This window comes from Gammaproteobacteria bacterium, assembly GCA_021647245.1.
Lineage (GTDB): Bacteria > Pseudomonadota > Gammaproteobacteria > RBG-16-57-12 > RBG-16-57-12 > JAFLJP01.
On the sequence record JAKIVC010000032.1, the window covers coordinates 1 to 22,165 of the forward strand.

The window sequence follows — 22,165 nt, forward strand, 5'->3', positions numbered from 1 at the left end:
GGCATCCTGTTGTGATTTATTGAAGCGGTGTACCTCATCAACAAACAGCACCGTCCCCTTGCCCTGCACCCGCGCCTGCTTTGCCTGGTCAACACTGGCGCGAATCTCTTTGACCCCTGAGAGTACAGCGGAGAGAGTAAGAAAGAGTACCTGCGCCCTATTGGCAATCATGCGTGCAAGGGTAGTTTTACCGGTGCCGGGCGGCCCCCAGAATATCATTGAGTGGAGAGAGCCGGACTCTACCGCCTGACGCAGCGGCTTCCCCTCCCCCAAAAGGTGTTGCTGACCAAAATACTCATCCAGATCAGTGGGGCGTAAACGATCAGCTAAAGGTGCGTTGTCATTTTCGGTACTGGAAAAAAGATCATCCATCAAGCTCAGTCCAGATCGCCCACAACATCCACACCCTCGGGCACCTCAAACTCGAAAATTGCCGCAGGCAATGGTTTGTTACGCACCACATTACTGAGGGTGATCGTCGTCAGCTGATTAAAACTATCCTGCAACATCATCACGCTTAACTCACCCTCAAGAAAACCGAGTTGCATACGCACAAAGCTCCCCTCTTTGTTACGCGGCAATAACGCCACCCACTGCATGCCATCATGGGGTTCAAGCTCAATAATATTAAAACTCTCATCAAGGTCACCCGCGCCACTCAGAACAACGGCAGGGGTTTGCCCAAATGCATCATCTATTTTTTTGATGGTCACTTGCTCCAAGTCAACATCGTAGAGAGTCAATTTATGGTGGTCAGCCATAATCATCTGTTCGTAGGGCGCGTGATAGTTCCAGCGAAACTGGCCGGGGCGTTGAATGTATACCTTGCCAAATGCGTGCTGTCTCACTTCCCCTTTTTCGCTCACCAGCCGCTGTTCAAAATCAGCTTGCAACGTTTTCACTTGCTGGTGAAATGCATCCAGCTGGCTCCTCGCCTCACCCGCCCATGCCGTTGAAAATAGAGGTGTAACCGCCAACAGTGTGATAAATATTATTTTCAATCTCAACCCTCCGGTGGTGGCGGTGCCAACACCTCTCGATTACCATTTGATTGTGGTGGAGAGATAACACCACTGCGCTCCATCTCTTCCACTAAATTAGCCGCTCGGTTATAACCCACTTTTAGCCGCCGTTGTACCGATGAGATGGATGCTTTACGACTCTGGGTAACAAAAAACACCGCTTCATCATATAGCGCATCGCCCTCACTCTCCCCCTGATAACTTTCACCCGGTATCGTTTCACCACCGGTATCACCCGCCAAAATATCTTCGTTGTAATGAGTGCCACCTCGTTTTTTAAGGTCATCCACTACCCGGTGAACCTCATGATCATCTACAAAAGCACCGTGCACACGCACCGGAATACTGGTTCCGGGGGGTTGGTACAACATATCACCATTACCCAGCAGCGACTCGGCCCCCATTTGGTCAAGAATAGTTCGTGAATCTATTTTTGATGAAACCTGAAACGCAATACGGGTCGGTACATTAGCCTTAATAAGACCCGTTAACACATCCACTGAAGGGCGTTGTGTCGCCAAAATCAGGTGGATACCCGCTGCACGTGCCTTCTGCGCCAGCCGGGCAATCAACTCCTCCACCTTTTTCCCCACCACCATCATCATATCTGCCAACTCATCGATGATCACAACGATATAAGGCATTGTTTCCAATAGCGGAGCCTCTTCTGGCACATCGGGCAGCGCGGGTTTAAACAGCGGGTCAGTGAGAGGCTCTCCTGCCGCAAGGGCCTCTTTTATTTTTTTATTGGCACCGCCAATATTACGCACCCCGAGCTTGGCCATCATTTTATAGCGGCGCTCCATCTCGGCTACACACCAGCGCAAAGCGTTAGCCGCTTCTTTCATGTCGGTAACCACCGGCGACAACAGGTGCGGAATACCCTCATAGATAGAGAGCTCCAACATTTTTGGATCAACCATAATCAGACGCACATCATCGGGAGTCGATTTGAACAGTAGACTGAGGATCATGGTGTTCACCGCCACCGACTTACCCGAGCCAGTGGTACCCGCCACCAACAGATGGGGCATTTTAGCCAAATCTGCCACCACCGGCTGGCCGTTAATATCTTTGCCCAGTGCCAGCGTTAGCGGCGAACTCATCTTGTCATACGCCTCTGATTGCAGGGTTTCACTCAAATAGACCATTTCACGATGTTGGTTGGGTATCTCCAAGCCAATGGTCGTCTTGCCAGCAATCACCTCCACAATACGCACGCTCTCAGTCGAGAGTGCCCGTGCCAGATCTTTCGACAACCCGGTAATCCGGCTCACTTTGATGCCTGGTGCAGGTTGCAGTTCGAAGCGGGTAATCACCGGCCCCGGTGTCACCGCAACCACTTCAACCTCAATACCAAAATCTGCCAACTTGATCTCCACCAGTCGGGATAGCCCTTCCAGTGATTCAACCGACACCACATGCTTGGGTGGTTGTGCATCATCCAGCAGCGCCAATGCAGGCAAACTACCGACACTCGGCAACTCATTAAACAGCGGAACCTGCTTCTCTTTTTCCAGCCGTTCGCTCACCTTGACCGGCGCGATCAGCGGCTCAATGCGCACCTCCGGCTTATCTTTTCGTTTTTCAATTTTTAATTTCACCGTCACTTCACGCATTTTACGCACTCTGCGTGCCGCAAAGCGCTCACGTAGATCGCTGTACTTAAAACGCAACCAACTCATGCCACAGAGCGCAAAACGCCCAATGGTATCCATCAGCCAGAGCCAGGAGAGTGAAGTAAAAAAGGTGACACCCGCCAGAAAAAGTGCCAGAAAAAAGAGAGTAGCGCCCAAAAAACTAAAGGAGCTTATCAAGAGACTCGAGACCAGCTCACCCAGTATGCCACCGGCACCCAATGGCATACTCCCCACACCGACCACAAAGTGCATGGCCGCCAACCCGGAACCTGCACCCAGTGTTAACGCAAAGCCAAAAAGGCGAATCGAAAGTTCGCGACCATCTAGGCGATGCTGCTGCACCTCACCCTTAAACAGCACCCAAGCCAGAAAAGCCACCATAATGGGAACTAAATAGGCAAGATAACCGACCAAAAGCAGCGATAAATCGGCAAACCATGCACCCACCACACCACCCAGATTGGCAATCGCACCCACCTGCTTGCTGTGAGACCAGCCGGGGTCATCACTGCTATAGCTCAGCAGCGAGACCAGTAAATATAAGGCAATCGCACCCACCACAAACAGCGCACTCTCACGCACACGCCGGCTCGTCCGCATCGTCTCACCGCTCTCTTCACTGCTTTTCAGGCTACCCTGGGCCAAGGAGACTCCTCAAATTTACTATCACCAATAATCGTTCCAATTCTATCACACGCCAATCACTTCGCGACACAGCCCTTTACAAGGGTTAAGAGATTCCTCACATCAATGACTTCTCTGCTTTACCCCTGCCACTGCATCTCGTAACATAAAAGTGCTATAGCGCAACCCATCCCCCTTACCACTATCGAACGGAGAACATCCATGAGCGACGCCAAACACAGCCGCCTGCTGATCTTAGGCTCCGGCCCGGCAGGTTATACCGCCGCCGTCTACGCTGCCCGCGCCAACCTGAACCCTGTCATCATTACGGGTATGCAGCAAGGTGGACAGTTAACCACCACCACCGATGTCGATAACTGGCCAGGGGATCACGATGGGGTGATGGGGCCGGAGTTGATGGTGCGCATGCAAAAACACGCCGAACGCTTTGGCACCGAAATCATCTTTGATCACATCAACGAAGTCGACCTGAAATCCCGCCCGTTCACCCTGAAAGGCGACGAAGCAACTTATAGCTGTGATGCATTAATTATCGCTACCGGTGCCTCCGCCCGCTATTTGGGCCTCGACTCTGAGGAGAAGTTCAAAGGCCGTGGGGTTTCCGCCTGTGCAACTTGTGATGGATTCTTCTATAAAAACAAAGAAATAGCGGTAATTGGCGGGGGTAACACCGCCGTTGAAGAGGCACTCTACCTCTCAAATATCGCCTCCAAGGTGACCATTATTCACCGCCGTGACTCATTCAGTTCCGAGAAAATACTGATCGATAAAGTCATGGAAAAAGCCAAAAATGGCAACATTCATATCGAGTGGAACAGCGAACTTGATGAAGTACTGGGCGATGAAATGGGGGTAACCGGCATTCGGATTAAAAACAAAGAGGGTGCCACCCAGGATATTTCGGTTATGGGGCTCTTTGTCGCCATTGGCCACTCGCCCAACACCGCTATTTTTGATGGCCAGCTGGCGATGGAGCACGGTTACCTATCAGTCAAAGGCGGCAGCGAAGGCAACGCCACTCAAACCAGCATAGAAGGTGTCTATGCAGCCGGTGATGTCGCAGACCACATCTACCGTCAAGCCATCACCTCTGCAGGTACCGGCTGCATGGCGGCACTCGATGCCGAGCGCTTTCTTGATTCGCTGGAAAAATAGCCGCCAAAAATAGGACAACTTCGCATCGCTTGGGTATTTTTTGTACTACATGCACCCATAGCGGCGCTCTATAGCCTTTAAAAGCCTCAGCTGAGTGCGCAAAAGAGGCGTAACATATTGGCGTACCTGATAAAACGGAAAAACGTGCCAGGTACGCCAAAAGGTTGTTTAAGCTTTCGCGACCCCATTGAGGTTTCCAGGATAATCAAGGCATGAGTGATCAACTGCATATCGGCCCACCCTTTTTACTGCACCAGCACCACACGATCTTTCCAGACCCCAACCTTGCACTAACAGAACCCGATGGCCTGCTGGCAGTGGGTGGCGACCTGAGCCGCAAACGGCTGCTCAGCGCCTATCAACAAGGTGTTTTTCCTTGGTTCAGCGACCAACAACCGATTCTCTGGTGGTCGCCTGATCCACGCTGTGTTGTCTACCCGCAACAACTCAAAGTGTCACGTTCAATGAATAAAACACTACGAAAAGGTGAATACACCATCACCCTGGATAACGCCTTTGAGCACGTCATGCGCGAATGCGCTGCCCCCCGTGGCGATCAACAGGGAACCTGGATTACCGATGAGATGTTTCAAGCCTACTCTGAACTTCACCGCCAAGGAGATGCTCACTCAGCAGAGTGTTGGTATCAAGATGAATTAGTGGGCGGCTTATACGGCATCGCAATCGGACGGGTTTTCTTTGGAGAGTCGATGTTCAGCCGTCGCAGCAATGCCTCCAAAGCCGCCTTTATCAGCCTGGTTCAACAACTGATTGATTGGGGATATCAACTCATCGACTGCCAACTGCAGAGCGACCACCTTATGAGCCTAGGTGCCGTCGTCATCCCCCGCGCAACCTTCCTGCAGCAGCTCCACATGCACTGCCAGCAACAGCCCAATGAAAACGCTTGGAGAAAAAAGTAGATGCCCCGCTCCCTGCCTCTACTGCTTAGCCCAGCACACCCCTGCAACTATCTTGCTAACAAACAATCCAGCACCCTGTTTATTGACCCCGAAATACCCATCAATACCACCCTCTACAGCCAACTGGCCCAACAAGGCTTTCGTCGTAGCGGAGACCATATCTATCGGCCTCACTGCGCCGCGTGCCAAGCATGCAAAGCCATCCGGCTCACAGTGGCAGATTTCCAGCCAAGCCGACAGCAGCGGCGCACCTGGAATAGAAATCGAGATCTAACCACCACAGCAACCACAACACCCGATCGGCAAGAGCACCTTGCGCTGTTTAAACGCTACGTCCAAACCCGCCACCCAAACGGTGGCATGGATGACATGACAGGGGACGCTCCCTTTGAATTCCTTCAAAACTCCTGGGAGAAGACCTTCTTCTACGAGTTTCGTGATCAACAAGGTGCTTTGCTCTCCGTAGCCGTCTCTGACCCACTATTAGATGGGCTATCCGCTGTCTATAGCTACTTTGAGCCAAACCAATCAAAACGCAGCCTAGGGGTAATGAGCGTATTGTGGCAAATAGAGCAAGCCCGACAAATGTCACTCCCTTACCTCTATCTGGGCTACTGGGTTCAGGGCTGTCGGAAAATGAGCTACAAAACCAACTACCAACCACTACAGTGGTTCAATGGTGAAAAGTGGCATGCGCTGCCCTCCGGTATTTGTCAAGATAGTTGTCCAGCGCTCTGCTGATTTTCCTCTAATTCCAGGCCCTTTTTTACCCTAATTTTCTGGGTTCAACCACACTTCACTGACGGCGGCCCAATTTCGGATTTCTCGACTCCAGCGTTCCGGGTTTCGTTGCTTGGCCGCTTCATAGATCGCTTTTCGCTTAGCCAATATCGTTAGCTCTTCGCCGTTGATGGAAGCTGAGAAGCCAAGGCTTGGTCGACCAGTGACCTTACTGGTTATCTGCCGACCGCTTGTTAAGCAGATATCCCCAGACCTCGGTACCCCCTTGTGGGGTGTACTTTCCCTGCACCCCAAGAGCACTTTGTCACTGCGTCCGGCTTGACCACCATGGAGGGTGGGAATGCAGATATTGCAGGGAGCAAACTATCTGCCCTTCACACCGCCCCTCACGGGTTGGCCCTTGCCATTCGCTAGTCGTTATCGTCTACTAACCACACGGTGTTCGACGATGATCTTCCTACAGAGGACTTTCACCTCATTAGTTCACGCCCATGCTGGGCGTACACAATTAGCTCTAGCGGACAGTCTAAAGCATCGTTTTTTGTGTATAACGTATCAAAGATTATTATCTTGACGAAGGAGCCCCTCACATCGGAGAGGGGTTTGTGCTTTCAATTGTTGAGCATTAAGCGATAACCCGGATATTGGTAGGATCGTTTCAGAATTTGGGGATGAAAAGATTCGGGAGCTTATACATCCGCCATTTCGCATCGTGTATTTAAGCGAATTGAATTCAGTCCACGCTGTGAGGGTGTGGCGTAGTGAAAGGCTACTCATGTTGCCGGAATGAGAAATATAATCGGGGTAACCCTGCATGCGGCTCCGCACAAGGCGTTTCACTTAGCATGGTGAAGCTTGATCCATCCATCATGTGAAGGTGCGCTGAAACAGGGGGGAAATACAATATTTGTCTCTTTATTTTTTCGACCTGACCAACCAAGTTTCCATTTTTTTCCCATCGTCTCTTCAGCTTCCCAGTGGTCATTGGAATGCTCCCCGTACGCCTCAACCCCAAGCGTACTGTGAGTGCCGTTGTGGTCTGCCCCCTACTTGGCACCAAAGAGCTTAACCGTCACTACACTAACCAAAAGCGAAAGAATCAATGAGACTGTCAGCATGGTCAAAAGCTGAGGCTCATCACCCAAGTGCCCCTGATCCTCTACCATAACCGCTGCCTGGATTACCAGTGATAGAAGAGCCACTACAGGGCCAGAAATTACAAATAGAGCCATGGACCGCGCTGTGGTTGGCATATTTAACATTTTAAGAATGGCTCTACCGGCCAGTGCGTATAACACTAAAGCGACAATAGCGATAACAGCTCGAAGAATTAACATGGCTACCCTTTATAAGTGATACGGGGTACCCGGCAGAACCCAGTGGAAACCCCGCCCCAAAAACCTGAAGAGGTATCTGGCACTCTTTTTTCTTTGTTTTCGTTTGGCTCAGCGTTTCACACCCACAACACCGCTCTTATCGAAAGGCACTTTTACATTTTTCAGCATCGGTAATGCGGTATCCAGATTCATATTGCCTTCGAGCTGGTAATTCAAACCTTTGCTTTTCATCAGTGCACTGCCCATCTCCATGAAGTTCAACTTCAAGGGGATGTTGATTTGGGTTGCACTTTTTTCAGCTAGTTTAATGGTTTCACTCAATGCACTTTCAACCCACTGCGCACCATTAATTGAGAGGCTATAAGCCAGTTGACTCACATCAATACCAAAAGCGTTGGGATTTTTAATTTTGGCACTTATCACAATTTCAGCGCCACTTAGCCCCATTTTTTTAACCTGGATGCCAGCCAGCGAAACCTCGGGGATTTTAGGTACGGGAAACTGCCCCTTTTGCGTTGAGGGGAACTGTTGCATGCCGATCACCGGCAGGTCGACTAAGGCAGTTGTGTGCAACTCATAATTCAATGTGTCCTGATCCATTGCCCCTTGGTAGAGCGCTTTAAGGTCTGCAAAATTCAGTGAAATGGGTACGGTGACGGTGCTGACATCTTTTGCCGCAATTTTAAATGGGTCACGTTTCTTACCCGCCAACAGCTGCTTGCCATCAAATAGCAAGGCATAATCAAAGCCAGCCAAATTAATGGGGATCGGGTTTGGGTTATCAATCGTCAGTTTCAAGATCAGGCCTGCACTCTCCATCGTCAAATCTGTGATTTGCATTCCCTCTAAACTGACACTTGGTTTTTTGATGCCAGTCGCCTCTTTAACCTCATTTAACGAGCAACCTGTTGCTATAAAAATAATGGCAACGACTAATAGTAGTTGGGTAGATTTTAGCCATTTGATGGACATGCAGTTTTCCCTAAATGTAGCGCCGTTGCGGCAAGGCATTGTGGCAATAAACCCGGCCATAATGCCTTGTTTAATCCATGCGTTCAACATCTCCTTTTGGATGGTCTTATTTTACAGCCTCTAAATATCACACTAAAAGAGTAACTCACCTTGTCGCATTCACCTCACTCTTTCGACACTAATAAAAACAGATTTGAGTATGAAGTAAAATAGAAGGCGGCCCGCGATTAAGCGAGGGCAATTTACAAGAAGCTCACTTTTTACTCAGCCAAAACCATCCGATAATAAATGCGATGATGAGTCCACCCGCCAGGTTCAACCAGATCATGTTGTTGGCCCTCTTTTTGGTTTAAAGAATCGCAGTCGATTGGCGTTGCTCACGACCGTTACCGATGAGAGCGCCATTGCAGCACCTGCAACTACCGGGTTTAACATCACACCCAGCAAGGGGTAGAAGAGGCCCGCAGCGATAGGGATGCCCAGGCTGTTGTAGATAAAAGCACCCAGTAGGTTTTGTTTGATATTACCTAGGGTCGCCTGTGATATTTCAATAGCATCCGCCACACTGTGCAGTGAGTGGCGCATCAGTGTAATATCGGCACTCTCCATGGCGACATCGGTACCACTGGCGAGTGCAAAGCCCACATCAGCCTGTGCCAGTGCGGGCGCATCATTGATACCATCGCCCACCATTGCCACCACTCCGCCTTCCGATTGATAAGTACTGATTTTTTTGGACTTATCTGCTGGCAGCACCTCGGCAATCACTTCATCAATTGCTAGCTGCTGTGCCACGCTGTTAGCGACTGAGGCTTGATCACCTGAGAGCATCACCACTCTCAATCCCATCGTTTTCAAGCGCGCTACAGCGGATGCTGAGTCACTTTTCACCGGGTCGTGTAGTGTCAATACACCCAGTAACTGACCGCCACGAGCAACAAAGACTGGCGTTTTACCCTGGCTTAGCAGCGCCATGTGTTGTTCCGTAAAGCGTTTGAGATCGATCTGCTGCCGTTGCATTAATGCCTGATTGCCGATTAGAATCACCCAGCCATCCACTTTTGCCTCCACTCCAAAACCGCTAACGGACTGGAAGTCGCCTAGTGGCATAAGGGGCAAGCCACGCTCATTCGCGAGAGATAAAATTGCTTTTGCCAATGGATGATCAGAGCCCTGCTCAGCGCTGGCGGCCACCTGTAATAACAGTGATTCATCACCGCCATTCGATACGACCAAGTCGCACACCGTAGGTCGCCCTTCAGTAAGCGTGCCGGTTTTATCAAATACCACGGTGTCAATTTTTGCCGCCGCTTGTAACGCTTCACCATTCCGAATCAAGACACCATACTCTGCCGCCTTACCCACTCCCACCATAATCGACATTGGCGTTGCCAATCCCAAAACGCATGGGCAAGCGATGATTAACACCGTGACGGTTGCCACCAGCGCATAATTCAGCGCCGGTTCAGGCCCCACATTCATCCAGCCCAAAAACGTCAATACCGCAATAATTAAAACGATCGGTACAAAAAATGAGGCGACACGGTCTACTAAGCGGCCTATAGCCGGTTTGGTGGCTTGTGCACAACGTACCATCTCGATAATTTGCGCTAACACACTCTCCTCACCCAGCGCGGTTGCCTGATAGAGAAAACTGCCGGAGAGGTTAATGGTGCCACCCACAACAGGGTCTCCCGGCTGTTTTTCCACCGGCAATGGCTCCCCGGTGAGCATCGACTCATCAATAGATGAGCTACCATCGAGAATCACCCCATCAACCGGAATCCGCTCTCCGGCGCGAACGCGCAGCTGCTCACGCGCTACCACTTGGCTAATTGGAACATCTTGTTCTCGCCCCTCGCGTACCACCCGCGCAACTTTAGGGCGTTGATCCAACAGTCGATGAATTGCCGCCGAGGTTTTACCCCGTGCCCGCATCTCCAGTGCCGCGCCAAAATTAACCAGTGCGATAATCATCATTGCCGCTTCAAAATAGAGATGACGTGCTTCACTGGGCACCCATTGCGGGATAATCAGCACCCCCATCGAAAAGAGCCATGCGGTTCCGGTGCCCAGTGCAATCAGAGTATCCATGTTGGCATCGTGGCGCTTAAACCCCGCCCAGGCACCGCGATAAAAATGACCGCCGGAGTAGATCATAACCAGCAAGCAGAGCCCTCCAAACAACAACCACCCACCCCGTTCAATAGGACTCTCCGTACCCGGCATCATGCCAAACAGCATGGCAAACATCAAAGGGAAACCCACCAGCGCCGCCACTCCCGCCTGACGAATCCGTTGTTGATACTGCGCCTGCTCATTGGCGGTTTGCTGCTGATCGTCGCTCTCTTCTTGCAGTAGAAACGCCGGATATCCAGCGGCATGGCAAGCCTGCAGCAGCGGCTCCGGCTCCACATCTCCTTCCACATAGGCACTGCGCTCAACAAAGTTGACCTCAACTTCTGTTACACCCGCCACCTCGGTAAGTGCCCGCTCAACACCCCCCACACAACCCGCGCAACTCATGCCACTAACGGAGAGGCGATAACTTTGCTGTTTTGTCCTATTCAATTCCCCTACTCCCAATGCTACGATACGCTATAGACCTACTGTACTGACGACATGAACTGTGGAACCCGTAAACATGAACAACAAACTTGACCAGATAGTGGCAAATGCTCACCAAAATCGCAAACAGCGCGAGCAAGGGTACCGCGAAAAGTCTTTAAAGCTCTATCCGTGGATATGTGGCCGCTGCTGTCGTGAATTTGAGCGTTCCAATTTACACGAATTGACGGTGCACCACCGCGATCACAACCACGACTACAACCCTGAAGATGGAAGCAACTGGGAGCTGTTATGCCTCTATTGCCACGACAATGAGCACCAGCGTCAACTGGAAGCTGAACAAGCCAATGCTGAAGAGCAGTTGAGCCGCGATGCCGCCACCCACAACCCTTTTGCCAACTTGCAAAGTATGCTTAAGAAAGATAAATAGATAGACCTACGCCAGGATATAAACTTGCACGACGCCTACACCTTTGTTCAGTGGTTCCGCAACGCGGCTCCCTATATTAACGCCTTTCGTGGCCACACCTTTGTACTCGCCTTTGGTGGAGAGTGCGTAGCGGATGAGGAATTTTCCCATTTAATTCACGATATTGCACTACTCAATAGCCTGGGAATAAAGCTGGTATTAGTGCATGGCGCCCGCCCTCAAATCGAGCAATCCCTCAGCCAACACCACATCACGCCACTGATCCACAACGGCATTCGCATCACCAATAGCGCAGCACTCCCCTATGTGAAACAGGCGGTGGGCACGGTGCGAATGGAGATTGAAGCCCTACTCACCATGGGCGTTGCCAACTCGCCAATGGCGGGTGCACGGCTGCGCGTCGCCTCTGGTAATTTCATCACCGCAAAACCGATGGGGGTGCACGAAGGTATCGACCACTGCCACACAGGTGAGGTGCGTCGCGTCGATAACGAAGCGATCCAGCAACTGCTCGATCAGGGGTGGATAGTACTGCTCTCTCCCATGGGCTACTCCCCTACAGGGGAAGTTTTTAACCTGCTGGCAGAAGATGTTGCCGTCTCAACCAGCCGCGCACTCAATGCCGATAAGCTGATCTATCTCACCGAAAGCAGTGAGCTGACAGATGAGCAAGGCACGCTCATCAGAGAGCTCAAGCCGACTGAAGCGCAGCGGCTGATTCAATACAACCGTACACTTACTGACGAGGCAAAGCGCTATCTTCACGATGCCGCAACACTTTGTCAGGAGGGGCTACACCGCGCACATTTGATTCCTCGCCACATCGATGGCGCACTGCTACAGGAGCTATTCACCCGCGATGGCATCGGCACACTGATCTCTAATAACCTCTTCGAGGGAACCCGTCAGGCAGCAATAGAGGATGTCGGTGGCATCATTGAGCTACTGGAACCACTGGAGCAGCAAGGTATATTAGTACGGCGCTCCCGTGAGCGCCTCGAGCAGGAGATTTCGCAATTTACCGTAGTGGAACGTGATGGCACCATCATCGGCTGCGCGGCTCTCTACCCCTACCCCAAATACCACATCGGAGAACTGGCCTGTGTAGCCGTCCACCACGCATATCGCAACAGTGGGCGGGGTGATGCGCTGGTTAGCTATATCAAACAGCAAGCGAAACAGCAGGGCTTACAAGAGCTGTTTACCCTCACCACCCGTACCGCCCACTGGTTTATTGAACGAGGCTTTTCCGAGACCGACATCAGCCAACTTCCGCTTGAAAAGCAGCAGCTCTATAACTACCAGCGCAAATCAAAAATATTTAGTATGCCGCTCAGTGTATAAGAGACCTTTGCACAAGAGGGCGCGATAAAAAAGAGGCATAAAGCCAACTCGCCTACGGGGCAACTGGCTTCATGATGACTTTGCGCTGACTATCAGCAAAACCTGCCAGCCTACTCCCACTCGATAGTAGCGGGTGGCTTTCCGGATATATCGTAGGTGACACGGGAGATACCTTCTACTTCGTTGATAATGCGGTTTGACATCACCTCAAGCACTTCGTAGGGAATGTGTGACCAGCGGGCGGTCATGAAGTCGACGGTTTCTACTGCGCGTAACGCGATGACATAATCGTAACGGCGACCATCACCCATCACACCGACTGATTTTACCGGTAGAAATACGGCGAATGCCTGGCTTATTTTATGGTAGAGGTCGGCTTTGTGCAGCTCTTCAAGAAAGATTGCATCCGCACAGCGCAGCAGGTCGGCATACTCTTTTTTCACCTCTCCAAGAATACGCACACCCAGCCCCGGCCCTGGGAAGGGGTGACGGTAGACCATGTCGTAGGGCAGGCCAAGCTCCAGACCCAGTTTGCGTACTTCGTCCTTGAAGAGTTCTCGCAACGGCTCAAGCAGCTTCAATTTCATGTGCTCTGGTAGTCCGCCAACATTGTGGTGGGATTTGATTACGTGTGCTTTGCCGCCCTTGGTGGCTGCCGATTCGATAACATCCGGGTAGATCGTTCCCTGAGCCAGCCACTTGGCGTTATCCAGTTTGGTCGACTCTTCATCAAAAATATCGACAAACAGGTTGCCAATTATTTTACGTTTTTTCTCGGGGTCACTCTCGCCTTTTAAGGCATTCAGAAAACGCTGCTCCGCATCAACACGAACCACTTTAACCCCCATGTGCTGCGCAAAGGTCGACATGACTTGATCACCTTCATTAAGGCGCAACAAGCCATTATCAACAAATACACAAGTGAGTTGATCACCAATCGCACGGTGCAGCAGTGCGGCAACCACTGAAGAGTCTACGCCTCCCGAAAGGCCGAGAATAACCTCATCACTGCCTACCTTCTCTCGAATGGTTGCAATGCCATCTTCGATGATATTGCCCGAATTCCATAGCGCTTCGCAGCCGCAAATTTGGTGAACAAAGCGCTCAATCATCCGCTCACCCTGACGAGTGTGCGTCACTTCCGGGTGAAACTGTAAGCCATAAAAGCGGCGACCATCATCTGCCATGCCGGCAATCGGGGCACTTGATGTGCTAGCGATGACTTCGAAACCTTCTGGTACCTCAGCAACACGATCACCATGGCTCATCCAGACATCCAGCACCCCGTCACCTTCATCTGAGGCGTGATCTTCAATATCACGCAACAGGTCAGAGCCGCCCCAAGTCTGCACCTGAGCGTAGCCAAACTCTCGGTGAGCTGAGGTTTCAACCCGACCACCTAGCTGCTCAGCCATGGCCTGCATACCGTAGCAGATACCCAGTACCGGCACACACATCTCAAACACAATCGCAGGTGCTTCAAGAGTATCTTCTGCGGTAACGGACTCCGGCCCACCGGAGAGAATGATGCCGCTGGGGGCAAAGTTTTCGATTTCTGCGGGGGCCATGTCACACGAGCGCAGTTCACAGTAAACCCCGGCATCACGCACACGACGTGCAATCAGTTGTGTGTACTGGGAGCCAAAATCGAGAATCAGGATACGCTGAGAATGGATGTTGCTGTCTGGTTTCATGGAGGCCACTTTAAGAGTTATGTCATCAAAAAAACGACTGTGGCCGGGCAACCCGGCCACAGTCGTTTATGCCAGCGTAATGTTTTATACGCGGTAGTTAGGCGCTTCTTTGGTAATGGTTACGTCATGAACATGACTCTCCAGCATCCCTGCTGAAGTAATACGGCAAAATTCTGGTTTGGTACGCATCTCATCAATAGTGCTGCAACCGGTATAGCCCATCGAAGAGCGCACGCCCCCCATCAGCTGATGTACGATGGTCACCATGGTGCCTTTGTAAGGAACGCGCCCTTCAATGCCTTCGGGCACCAACTTGTCGGCATCACTACTCTCTTGGAAGTAGCGGTCACTTGAACCCTGTGACTGCGCCATCGCACCCAGCGAACCCATGCCACGATATGACTTGTATGATCGACCCTGAAATATCTCAACCTCTCCGGGTGCCTCATCTGTACCGGCCAGCATCCCACCCACCATCACTGAGTAAGCACCGGCGGCCAGTGCTTTGGCGAGGTCACCTGAAAAGCGCACCCCGCCATCGGCGATCAACGGTACGCCAGTGCCTGCCAGTGCTTCTGCAACATTCGAAATTGCGGTCACTTGGGGAACACCCACACCGGCAACCACGCGGGTAGTACAAATAGAACCTGGCCCGATACCCACTTTTACACCATCGGCTCCCGCCTCGACCAGCGCCTTGGCAGCAGCACCTGTGGCGATATTGCCACCGATCACTTGCAATGAGGGGTAGTTAGCTTTGGCCCATTTAACACGATCCAAAACCCCCTGCGAATGGCCATGAGCGGTATCGATAATAATCACATCAACACCCGCTTCAACCAGTGCTGCGATACGCTCATCTGTACCGACACCCACACCCACTGCTGCGCCCACCCGTAGGCGGCCCTGGTCATCTTTACACGCATCCGGCTTGTCTGTCGCTTTTTGAATATCTTTTACGGTGATCAAGCCGCGCAGCTCAAAGTCATCATTAACCACCAGTACTTTTTCAATACGGTTTTCATGTAACAAGCTTAGGACTTCTTCACGAGATGTCCCTGCGGTCACCGTCACCAACTGCTCTTTTGGAGTCATAATGGTGGATACCGGCTCACTTAAGCGCGTTTCAAAGCGCAAATCACGGTGTGTGACAATCCCTACCAGCTCCTCACCATCCACTACCGGGACACCCGAGATATTTTTCTCCCGAGTTAACTCGAGTACCTCATGAATACTGACATTGGGTGACACCGTGATCGGGTCTTTTATAACACCGCTTTCAAATTTTTTGACCGTCAGCACTTGAGCCGCCTGCTCTGCTGGTGTCATGTTTTTATGAATAATCCCGATTCCACCCTCCTGCGCCAGAGTAATGGCCAAGCGGGATTCGGTAACGGTATCCATTGCAGCAGACAGCAGTGGAATATTCAGGCTGATATCCCGTGTCAGCTGAGTGGAGAGGCGGACCTCTTTAGGCATTACGGTTGAGTGTGCCGGAATCAGCAACACATCATCAAATGTCAGGGCATCTTGAGCTATACGCATATTGGAGTTATTCCGTCACAAGTTGTTACTGTTAGCCAAGCATTATATAGCCTGAGACCTTTACACGAAAGATAGTTTTTTCTCCCTGCCAATAAATAAGGGTCAAAAAGTAAAAATATACCGAAAAAAGCAGAGATTAAGGCCGCCTCGACTCCACCTGCAAAAACCACACACAAGGTGATTCTATTAATCGCCCGATCAACTACATATACTGTTCTCTCAGCCGATATAACTAAGGATTACCTATTCACTGCTTCCTGACATTGACGATGAAAAAGTTTATCCTCCTCTTATCGATCCTCTCTCTTTGCGGGTGCATGGCAGCAGCACCGGTCAATGAGATTTCTGATCTCACCATTCAGGTTGCAGAATATAAGCTGCTGCTTGCCGAGCAACATGGCGGCAGCTGGGTTAATACACAAACACTGATCGAAGAGGCAAAACGCATTGATGCCACTGGCGACTACTCGCGTGCGCTTGAGGTTGCCCGTCAAGCGCGCTTTGAGAGCGAAGCCGCACTCACACAAAACATGAAGCAGCAACAGATCAAACCTTGGCAGTTTTGATCAGCAGTAAAGAGAAAAATCACGAATATGAACCAAAAACAGCGTTTCATCTACAACATCAGCCAACTATCGACTGAGGCAAAAGAGCTTCTAGAAGGCACCTTCCCTCTCATCTGGGTAGAGGGTGAAATATCTAACTTCTCCTGCCCAAGCTCTGGCCACTGGTACTTCACCCTTAAAGATAGCCGCTGCCAAGTACGCAGTGCCATGTTTCGCATGCGCAATATGCATATCCCATTTCAGCCTAAAAATGGTGATCAAGTACTTATTCGCGCCCGCGTCAGCCTCTACACAGCCCGAGGAGACTTTCAGCTCATTGCCGAGCACATGGAAGAGGCTGGTGATGGTGCACTCCGCCATGCCTACGAGGCGTTAAAAGGTCGGCTGCAGAGTGAAGGGCTGTTTGAAGCCCGACATAAACATGAAATACCACCCCACCCACAGCGAATCGGAATTATCACATCCCCTACCGGTGCGGCTATCAGGGATATTTTACATGTTTTAAAACGTCGAGCCCCCTCGATCCCCGTCACCCTCTACCCCGCTGCGGTGCAGGGTGAGCAGGCAGCCGAGCATATTATTAGTGCGCTGCAATGCGCCATTGATGAGAGAAGGTGCGACACCTTGATCATCGGACGGGGTGGCGGCTCAATAGAGGACCTCTGGGCATTCAATAGCGAGCCACTGGCGCGCCTGATTTATAGCGCTCCAATCCCAATTATCAGCGCTGTTGGCCATGAAATTGATTACACCATTTGTGACTTTGTTGCCGATCAACGCGCAGCCACACCTTCGGCTGCCGCCGAAATGGCTAGCCCAGACCACAGCGCATGGCAGCATCGACTGCAGCAACTCAAACAGCGCCTGGACCGCAGCGCTCTAAACCAGATTAATCCAAAAAAACAGCAACTCGCCTGGCTACAACAGCGTATTCGCCACCCGCAACAGAAGATCATGGCGCAGTCTCAACAGCTCGATGAGATAGAGCAACAGCTGATCAGGCAGATCACACAAGTCATTAACCGAAAGCAGCAAAGGGTTGAGCTGCTTGCGACACAGGTTCAACAAAACACACCGTCACACCGACTGACACACTACGTACTGCATTTTCAGCAATTGAGCCGCCGCCTCCACCGTGGTTGTGAAAATATTTTACATGATCGCAAGCAGACGCTTACTCAATATGCCCATCACCTCAACACCGTCAGCCCCCTTGCCACGCTCAGTCGGGGCTACAGCATCGTCACCAGCAAAAAAAGTGGCGCTGTGATTCGCTCATCTGAGCAGCTCAACTGTGGGGATAAAATCAATATTCGGCTTAACAAGGGCCAAATAGAAGCGACTATCGAGCAGCAGCATGACAATTAAAGCCATCATCTACAGCTTTTTTCTAACGCTAATGGCAACACCCCTTTTTGCCAGTTTCACACCACAGCAAGCAGCGGTACCCGGTGGGGTCGTGCTTATCGAGCTACCCCATGATACACAGCCACCCGGCATCTATTTTAATAACCGCCAGGTGATGACGATTCAGCACCAAGAGCGGTGGCATGCAGTGGTCGGGCTGCCACTTAGTTTAAAGCCAGGAACCCACCACTTAAAGATGGATAACGGCGAGCAGCCACTTGCTTTCGTGGTTGAGGAGATGGCCTATGAAACACAATACATTACGGTTAAAAACAAGCGGCACGTTAGCCCCAATACACTTGATATGGATCGTATCGGTCGCGAGCGCGCAGAGATAAAATCAGCCTTACGAAGCTGGCGGGATGGCAACCCGTCACTGCCCGAACTTGCGCTCCCCGTGACGGGTCGCCTCAGCAGTCGTTTCGGGTTGCAACGTTACTTCAATGAGCAACCGCGCAAACCCCATAGCGGTACCGATATTGCCGCACCCGAAGGAACCCCCATCACATCGCCCGCTGATGGTGTTGTGGTGCGCACTGGAGCCTATTTTTTCAACGGAAATACCGTTTTTGTTGATCATGGCCAAGGGTTGATCACTCTGTACTGCCATATGAATGAGATAGCCGTTAGTGAGGGCGAGCATGTAAAGCAGGGCGACTTGCTCGGTACTGTCGGTACCACCGGTCGTTCAACTGGCCCACACCTGCACTGGGGTGTCAGTCTAAATGATGCTCGAGTCAACCCCGCGCTGCTCAGCCCTGCACTACAGCGGTTGCAACTGTCAGCTCCGTGAAACCAGCATCACTGTCTGGCGTATAAAGGATACTCTCAAATAGTCGATAGCTATATCACGCAAATCAAAACCTAAGGATACTCTGCCCCAGGTGTTTAATTTAGAGAACCTCAACATCCTGATTATTGATGATTTCTCTGAAATGCGTAATACCTGTCGGCGCATGCTGATGGAGTATAATCCGGAAGCCGTCGATGATTCTGGCAATGGTGATGACGCCATCGAGAAGATGCGCCGCAAAAAATATGACATTGTCCTATGCGACTACAATATGGGTGAGAGCAAGGATGGACAACAGATCCTTGAGGAGGCACGCCATGAAGGTATATTAGATTTCTCTTCTCTGTTCATGGTCATTACCGGTGAAAATACCCGGGCAATGGTGATGGCTGCCGTGGAGTATGAACCCGATGACTACCTCACCAAACCCTTCACCAAAGAGGTTTTAATCAAGCGCCTGCAAAGGCTCCTCTATCGCAAACAGGGGTTGAATCTTGTTGGAGAAGCATTAGCAGAGAGGCACTACGATAGGGCGATCACAATCTGTGATTCACTGAGTGATAAATACCCCAAAAATGCTATTAACCTGCTAAAGGTAAAGGGAAACATATTACACCTGGCCGAAGAGTATACAAAAGCGGCCGATCTATACCAAGAGGTACTGCAACAATACTCCCTTCCCTGGGCGCAGATGGGACTCGGAAAGGCCTACTTTGAGCGCAAAAAATATCATGAAGCAAAAGAGATATTCTCTACACTGCTAAAAGAGTCCCCCAACCAGATGGATGCTTACGATTGGCTGGCGCGCACCCTGGAAGCACTCGGCGACAACCATCAGGCGCAAGCCATCCTCCAGCAAGCCAGTGACCTCTCCCCCAACATATTAGTGCGCCGACAACACTTGGCCGACATTGCCATCAGCAACGGTGATACTGCCGTTGCTGAGCGGGCCAGCAAAGCAGCGGTAAAACTCAGTAAAGGCTCTGCCTTTAAACGAGCAGATGACTTTACCAACCTAGCCAAAATTTTGGTTGAGCAGAAGCGTGATCAAAAAGCGCTACAGTGCCTAAAACAGGGGCGCGAAAACTTTGCCCAGCAAACCGATGCGCTGTTGAAATTAGCGGTATCCGAAAGTGAAGTACATGATGCCGTAAACCGCCAAGAACGTGCCGTTGAGAGCCTGGAGAAAGCAAAAAGACTACTCCGAAAAAAGGAGGCAGATGATGATATTTCTGCAGCCGCCTCACTGGGCGTTGCTGAAGCGTGCCTTCGCCACGGCGATCAGGAGGTTGGGGTGGAGATCATGCTGGATGTCATTGAAAACAACCACGAGAACGAGCACTTTATTGCCCGCGCTCGCGAGGCTTTCAATCAAGCAGGGCTGGCAAAAGAGGGGGAGAAAATGGTGCAGAATGCGATTACCCGAATTGCCAACATCAACAACCAAGCAGCCAAGCTCGCCAACAGCGGCAAGCTGGATGAGGCGATTGAGCTCTTTGTTAATGCGGCCCGTAAGCTACCAGCCAATAAAGTCGTTAACCTCAACGCGGCCCAAGCACTCATTCTAGATCTGCAAAAAAATGGCTGCAACGATGAGCGCATACTACAGTGCCGGCGCTATCTCAATAATGCAAAAAAGCAAGATGCCAATGACCGGCGCTATCAACAGCTTGCAAAGAAGTTCAGCCTGTTAGAAAAAAGCTGCCTACAACCATAGGGAGGTATTATGAATAACAAAAGCGCGCTCGACTTTTCTACACTGCTCGCCTCAGCCGCACATGATATGAAAAATTCGCTCTCAATGATCATCACTACCATTGATCATATTTCTGAGACGGTAAAGCACGAAGATACAACCTCGGTGGATGACGCGCTTAACCAGCTGCGCTATGAAGCCAAGCGGGTCAATAACGATCTGATGTCACTGCTCACACTCTATAAGGTCGAGGGTGAGAAGATTGCTTTGCATAAAGAGCTAAACTCTGTGTATGACTTTCTTGACGAGCAGCTGCTCTACCACCAGGCTAGCCTCCGTTATGCCAATATTGAAGGGATCATCGAATGCGATGATATGCTCGAGTGGGTATTTGATGCCAATCTATTAGCCGGTGTAATCAACAATGTGGTTAATAATGCTCTCCGCTACACAGAGAAAACCATCAAGTTGAGTGCTGGGGTGCGAGATGAGCAGCTATTGATTACGATAGAGGATGACGGCCCAGGTTACCCACCCTCAATCTTAGCAGCTCAGCCCGGAAAATCAGCCACTGTAGACTTCAAAACAGGCAGTACTGGGCTAGGGCTCTACTTTAGTCAGGCGATTGCACAAGCGCACCATAACAACGAAAAGAGGGGTTACATTACACTCAGTAATGACAGCAGATTGGGAGGGAGTTTATTCACCATCTGCATTCCTAAAATCTAGCAAGCTACTACTGGGTCAAGGCGTGTCATCCACCTCGGCACCCTCACGCTCAGGCGGAATAAGATCCTCTTTACTGACACCCAGTGCCAGCGCCATGGTGCTGGCAACATAGATTGAAGAGTAGGTACCGACAAAAACACCGATAATCAGCGCCAGAGCAAACGCATTGATCAGCTCACCGCCCACAAAAAAGAGTGCCAGCAACACCAGCAGCGTGGTCATCGAGGTCATTATGGTGCGAGACAACGTCTGATTTAACGAGATATTGGTCACCTCTTCGGTGGTTCGATTACGCACAATGCGAAAATTTTCCCGTACCCGATCAAAAACAACAATGGTATCGTTTAACGAATAGCCGATAACGGCCAGAATCGCCGCCAATACGGTGAGGTTAAATTCAATCCCGAGAAGAGAGAATATACCCAGCGTAATCACTACATCGTGTAGCAGTGCCGCGACTGAACCGAGAGCAAAACGATATTCAAAGCGCAGCGCCACATAGATGAGAATGCCCGCCAGAGCGAACAGCATCGCCAATGCGCCATCCTCTGTCAGCTCTTTGCCCACCTGTGGGCCAACATACTCAACACGACGCATCTCAGGTGATTGAGCACTGTTCTCCTGCAACACATCCATTACGTGCCCGCTTACTTCAGCATTACTCATCTCATCTCTGGGTGCGAGCCGCACCAGAACATCTTTTGACGTGCCAAAGTGCTGAACAATCGCATCCTCGAAGCCATTTTCATTGAGCGCACTCCGCACCTGACTCAGGTCAACCGGGCTGTCATATCCCATTTCGATCAGGATACCACCGGTAAAATCAATACCCAGCTCAAGCCCGCGTGTCGCCAGCGAAGCAATAGAGGCCGCTATGAGTATCAGTGAGAAGATGACCGCAAACTTTCGTCTACCCATAAAGTCAAAATCAGGCACTTGTTTAAAGATTTGCATATTG

The 22,165-nt window shown here is 50.9% G+C and carries 19 protein-coding genes and 1 pseudogene; 11 read left to right on the forward strand and 9 right to left on the reverse strand.

From position 1 onward, the window contains the following. The 3 genes from L3J94_09820 to L3J94_09830 form a co-directional block, all read right to left on the reverse strand. Nucleotides 1–372, reverse strand: a 372-nt coding sequence (locus L3J94_09820; GenBank protein ID MCF6219030.1) for an AAA family ATPase, incomplete at its 3' end; no start/stop codon positions are given. 5 nt (nucleotides 373–377) lie between these two features. After that, nucleotides 378–1,001, reverse strand: coding sequence for an outer membrane lipoprotein chaperone LolA (lolA, locus tag L3J94_09825; protein ID MCF6219031.1), 624 nt, complete (start codon nucleotides 999–1,001; stop codon nucleotides 378–380). Between the two features lie 2 nt (nucleotides 1,002–1,003). Then, the gene (locus L3J94_09830; protein ID MCF6219032.1) at nucleotides 1,004–3,262 is read right to left on the reverse strand and encodes a DNA translocase FtsK 4TM domain-containing protein; all 2,259 of its coding nucleotides are present in this window, start codon (nucleotides 3,260–3,262) and stop codon (nucleotides 1,004–1,006) included. 246 nt (nucleotides 3,263–3,508) lie between these two features. Here L3J94_09830 and trxB point away from each other — a divergent pair, with 246 nt between their 5' ends. The 4 genes and pseudogenes from trxB to L3J94_09850 all read left to right on the forward strand — a co-directional run bounded on the left by trxB (nucleotide 3,509) and on the right by L3J94_09850 (nucleotide 6,916). Then, nucleotides 3,509–4,462, forward strand: coding sequence for a thioredoxin-disulfide reductase (gene trxB, locus L3J94_09835; GenBank protein ID MCF6219033.1), 954 nt, complete (start codon nucleotides 3,509–3,511; stop codon nucleotides 4,460–4,462). A 212-nt stretch (nucleotides 4,463–4,674) separates the two neighbouring features. Further along, complete coding sequence (gene aat / locus L3J94_09840) at nucleotides 4,675–5,385, forward strand: leucyl/phenylalanyl-tRNA--protein transferase (protein ID MCF6219034.1); 711 nt, start codon at nucleotides 4,675–4,677, stop codon at nucleotides 5,383–5,385. Continuing rightward, a complete protein-coding gene (locus tag L3J94_09845; GenBank protein ID MCF6219035.1) occupies nucleotides 5,386–6,126 on the forward strand; it encodes an arginyltransferase in 741 nt (246 codons plus the stop codon). It abuts the gene before it with no gap. A gap of 554 nt (nucleotides 6,127–6,680) precedes the next feature. Continuing rightward, nucleotides 6,681–6,916, forward strand: a pseudogene (locus L3J94_09850) (type II toxin-antitoxin system RelE/ParE family toxin). A gap of 256 nt (nucleotides 6,917–7,172) precedes the next feature. Here the strand turns inward: L3J94_09850 and L3J94_09855 are convergent. The 3 genes from L3J94_09855 to L3J94_09865 form a co-directional block, all read right to left on the reverse strand. Continuing rightward, nucleotides 7,173–7,463 carry a hypothetical protein gene (locus L3J94_09855; GenBank protein MCF6219036.1) on the reverse strand — a complete coding sequence of 97 codons (291 nt, stop codon included), beginning with the start codon at nucleotides 7,461–7,463 and terminating at the stop codon, nucleotides 7,173–7,175. A 108-nt stretch (nucleotides 7,464–7,571) separates the two neighbouring features. After that, a complete protein-coding gene (locus tag L3J94_09860; GenBank protein MCF6219037.1) occupies nucleotides 7,572–8,435 on the reverse strand; it encodes an LEA type 2 family protein in 864 nt (287 codons plus the stop codon). 324 nt (nucleotides 8,436–8,759) lie between these two features. Further along, a complete protein-coding gene (locus tag L3J94_09865; GenBank protein ID MCF6219038.1) occupies nucleotides 8,760–10,961 on the reverse strand; it encodes a heavy metal translocating P-type ATPase in 2,202 nt (733 codons plus the stop codon). Between the two features lie 142 nt (nucleotides 10,962–11,103). Here L3J94_09865 and L3J94_09870 point away from each other — a divergent pair, with 142 nt between their 5' ends. Then, entirely contained in the window at nucleotides 11,104–11,433 is a 330-nt protein-coding gene (locus L3J94_09870; GenBank protein ID MCF6219039.1) for a YajD family HNH nuclease, read from the forward strand. Between the two features lie 24 nt (nucleotides 11,434–11,457). After that, a complete protein-coding gene (gene argA, locus L3J94_09875) occupies nucleotides 11,458–12,777 on the forward strand; it encodes an amino-acid N-acetyltransferase (GenBank protein MCF6219040.1) in 1,320 nt (439 codons plus the stop codon). 110 nt (nucleotides 12,778–12,887) lie between these two features. Here the strand turns inward: argA and guaA are convergent, their stop codons facing one another. Beyond that, nucleotides 12,888–14,471 carry a glutamine-hydrolyzing GMP synthase gene (guaA, locus tag L3J94_09880; protein MCF6219041.1) on the reverse strand — a complete coding sequence of 528 codons (1,584 nt, stop codon included), beginning with the start codon at nucleotides 14,469–14,471 and terminating at the stop codon, nucleotides 12,888–12,890. 84 nt (nucleotides 14,472–14,555) lie between these two features. After that, nucleotides 14,556–16,016 carry an IMP dehydrogenase gene (gene guaB, locus L3J94_09885; GenBank protein MCF6219042.1) on the reverse strand — a complete coding sequence of 487 codons (1,461 nt, stop codon included), beginning with the start codon at nucleotides 16,014–16,016 and terminating at the stop codon, nucleotides 14,556–14,558. Nucleotides 16,017–16,285: 269 nt separating this feature from the next. Here guaB and L3J94_09890 point away from each other — a divergent pair, with 269 nt between their 5' ends. From L3J94_09890 to L3J94_09910, 5 genes are all read left to right on the forward strand, one after another. Then, nucleotides 16,286–16,582, forward strand: coding sequence for a hypothetical protein (locus L3J94_09890; protein MCF6219043.1), 297 nt, complete (start codon nucleotides 16,286–16,288; stop codon nucleotides 16,580–16,582). Nucleotides 16,583–16,609: 27 nt separating this feature from the next. Next, nucleotides 16,610–17,950: an exodeoxyribonuclease VII large subunit gene (gene xseA / locus L3J94_09895; GenBank protein MCF6219044.1), complete on the forward strand. Its 1,341-nt coding sequence runs from the start codon at nucleotides 16,610–16,612 to the stop codon at nucleotides 17,948–17,950. Beyond that, nucleotides 17,940–18,782 (forward strand): peptidoglycan DD-metalloendopeptidase family protein, encoded by an 843-nt coding sequence (locus L3J94_09900; protein ID MCF6219045.1) that lies wholly within the window; start codon nucleotides 17,940–17,942, stop codon nucleotides 18,780–18,782. The genes xseA and L3J94_09900 overlap by 11 nt, the downstream gene beginning before the upstream one ends. Before the next feature lie 91 nt (nucleotides 18,783–18,873). Next, complete coding sequence (locus L3J94_09905; protein MCF6219046.1) at nucleotides 18,874–20,499, forward strand: response regulator; 1,626 nt, start codon at nucleotides 18,874–18,876, stop codon at nucleotides 20,497–20,499. A 9-nt stretch (nucleotides 20,500–20,508) separates the two neighbouring features. Then, the gene (locus L3J94_09910; GenBank protein MCF6219047.1) at nucleotides 20,509–21,207 is read left to right on the forward strand and encodes a HAMP domain-containing histidine kinase; all 699 of its coding nucleotides are present in this window, start codon (nucleotides 20,509–20,511) and stop codon (nucleotides 21,205–21,207) included. Between the two features lie 15 nt (nucleotides 21,208–21,222). Here L3J94_09910 and secF read toward each other — a convergent pair whose 3' ends face one another. Continuing rightward, nucleotides 21,223–22,161 (reverse strand): protein translocase subunit SecF, encoded by a 939-nt coding sequence (gene secF / locus L3J94_09915; protein ID MCF6219048.1) that lies wholly within the window; start codon nucleotides 22,159–22,161, stop codon nucleotides 21,223–21,225. Between the last annotated feature and the right edge of the window lie 4 nt (nucleotides 22,162–22,165).

Bases quoted from the DNA above. Each gene is read 5' to 3' on its own strand.
- L3J94_09830 (MCF6219032.1), bottom strand. From the start codon at position 3,262: ATGCGGACGAGCCGGCGTGTGCGTGAGAGTGCGCTGTTTGTGGTGGGT.
- trxB (MCF6219033.1), top strand. From the start codon at position 3,509: ATGAGCGACGCCAAACACAGCCGCCTGCTGATCTTAGGCTCCGGCCCG.
- aat (MCF6219034.1), top strand. From the start codon at position 4,675: ATGAGTGATCAACTGCATATCGGCCCACCCTTTTTACTGCACCAGCAC.
- L3J94_09845 (MCF6219035.1), top strand. From the start codon at position 5,386: ATGCCCCGCTCCCTGCCTCTACTGCTTAGCCCAGCACACCCCTGCAAC.
- L3J94_09855 (MCF6219036.1), bottom strand. From the start codon at position 7,463: ATGTTAATTCTTCGAGCTGTTATCGCTATTGTCGCTTTAGTGTTATAC.
- L3J94_09860 (MCF6219037.1), bottom strand. From the start codon at position 8,435: ATGTCCATCAAATGGCTAAAATCTACCCAACTACTATTAGTCGTTGCC.
- L3J94_09865 (MCF6219038.1), bottom strand. From the start codon at position 10,961: ATGAGTTGCGCGGGTTGTGTGGGGGGTGTTGAGCGGGCACTTACCGAG.
- guaA (MCF6219041.1), bottom strand. From the start codon at position 14,471: ATGAAACCAGACAGCAACATCCATTCTCAGCGTATCCTGATTCTCGAT.
- guaB (MCF6219042.1), bottom strand. From the start codon at position 16,016: ATGCGTATAGCTCAAGATGCCCTGACATTTGATGATGTGTTGCTGATT.
- L3J94_09890 (MCF6219043.1), top strand. From the start codon at position 16,286: ATGAAAAAGTTTATCCTCCTCTTATCGATCCTCTCTCTTTGCGGGTGC.
- xseA (MCF6219044.1), top strand. From the start codon at position 16,610: ATGAACCAAAAACAGCGTTTCATCTACAACATCAGCCAACTATCGACT.
- L3J94_09900 (MCF6219045.1), top strand. From the start codon at position 17,940: ATGACAATTAAAGCCATCATCTACAGCTTTTTTCTAACGCTAATGGCA.
- L3J94_09910 (MCF6219047.1), top strand. From the start codon at position 20,509: ATGAATAACAAAAGCGCGCTCGACTTTTCTACACTGCTCGCCTCAGCC.
- secF (MCF6219048.1), bottom strand. From the start codon at position 22,161: ATGCAAATCTTTAAACAAGTGCCTGATTTTGACTTTATGGGTAGACGA.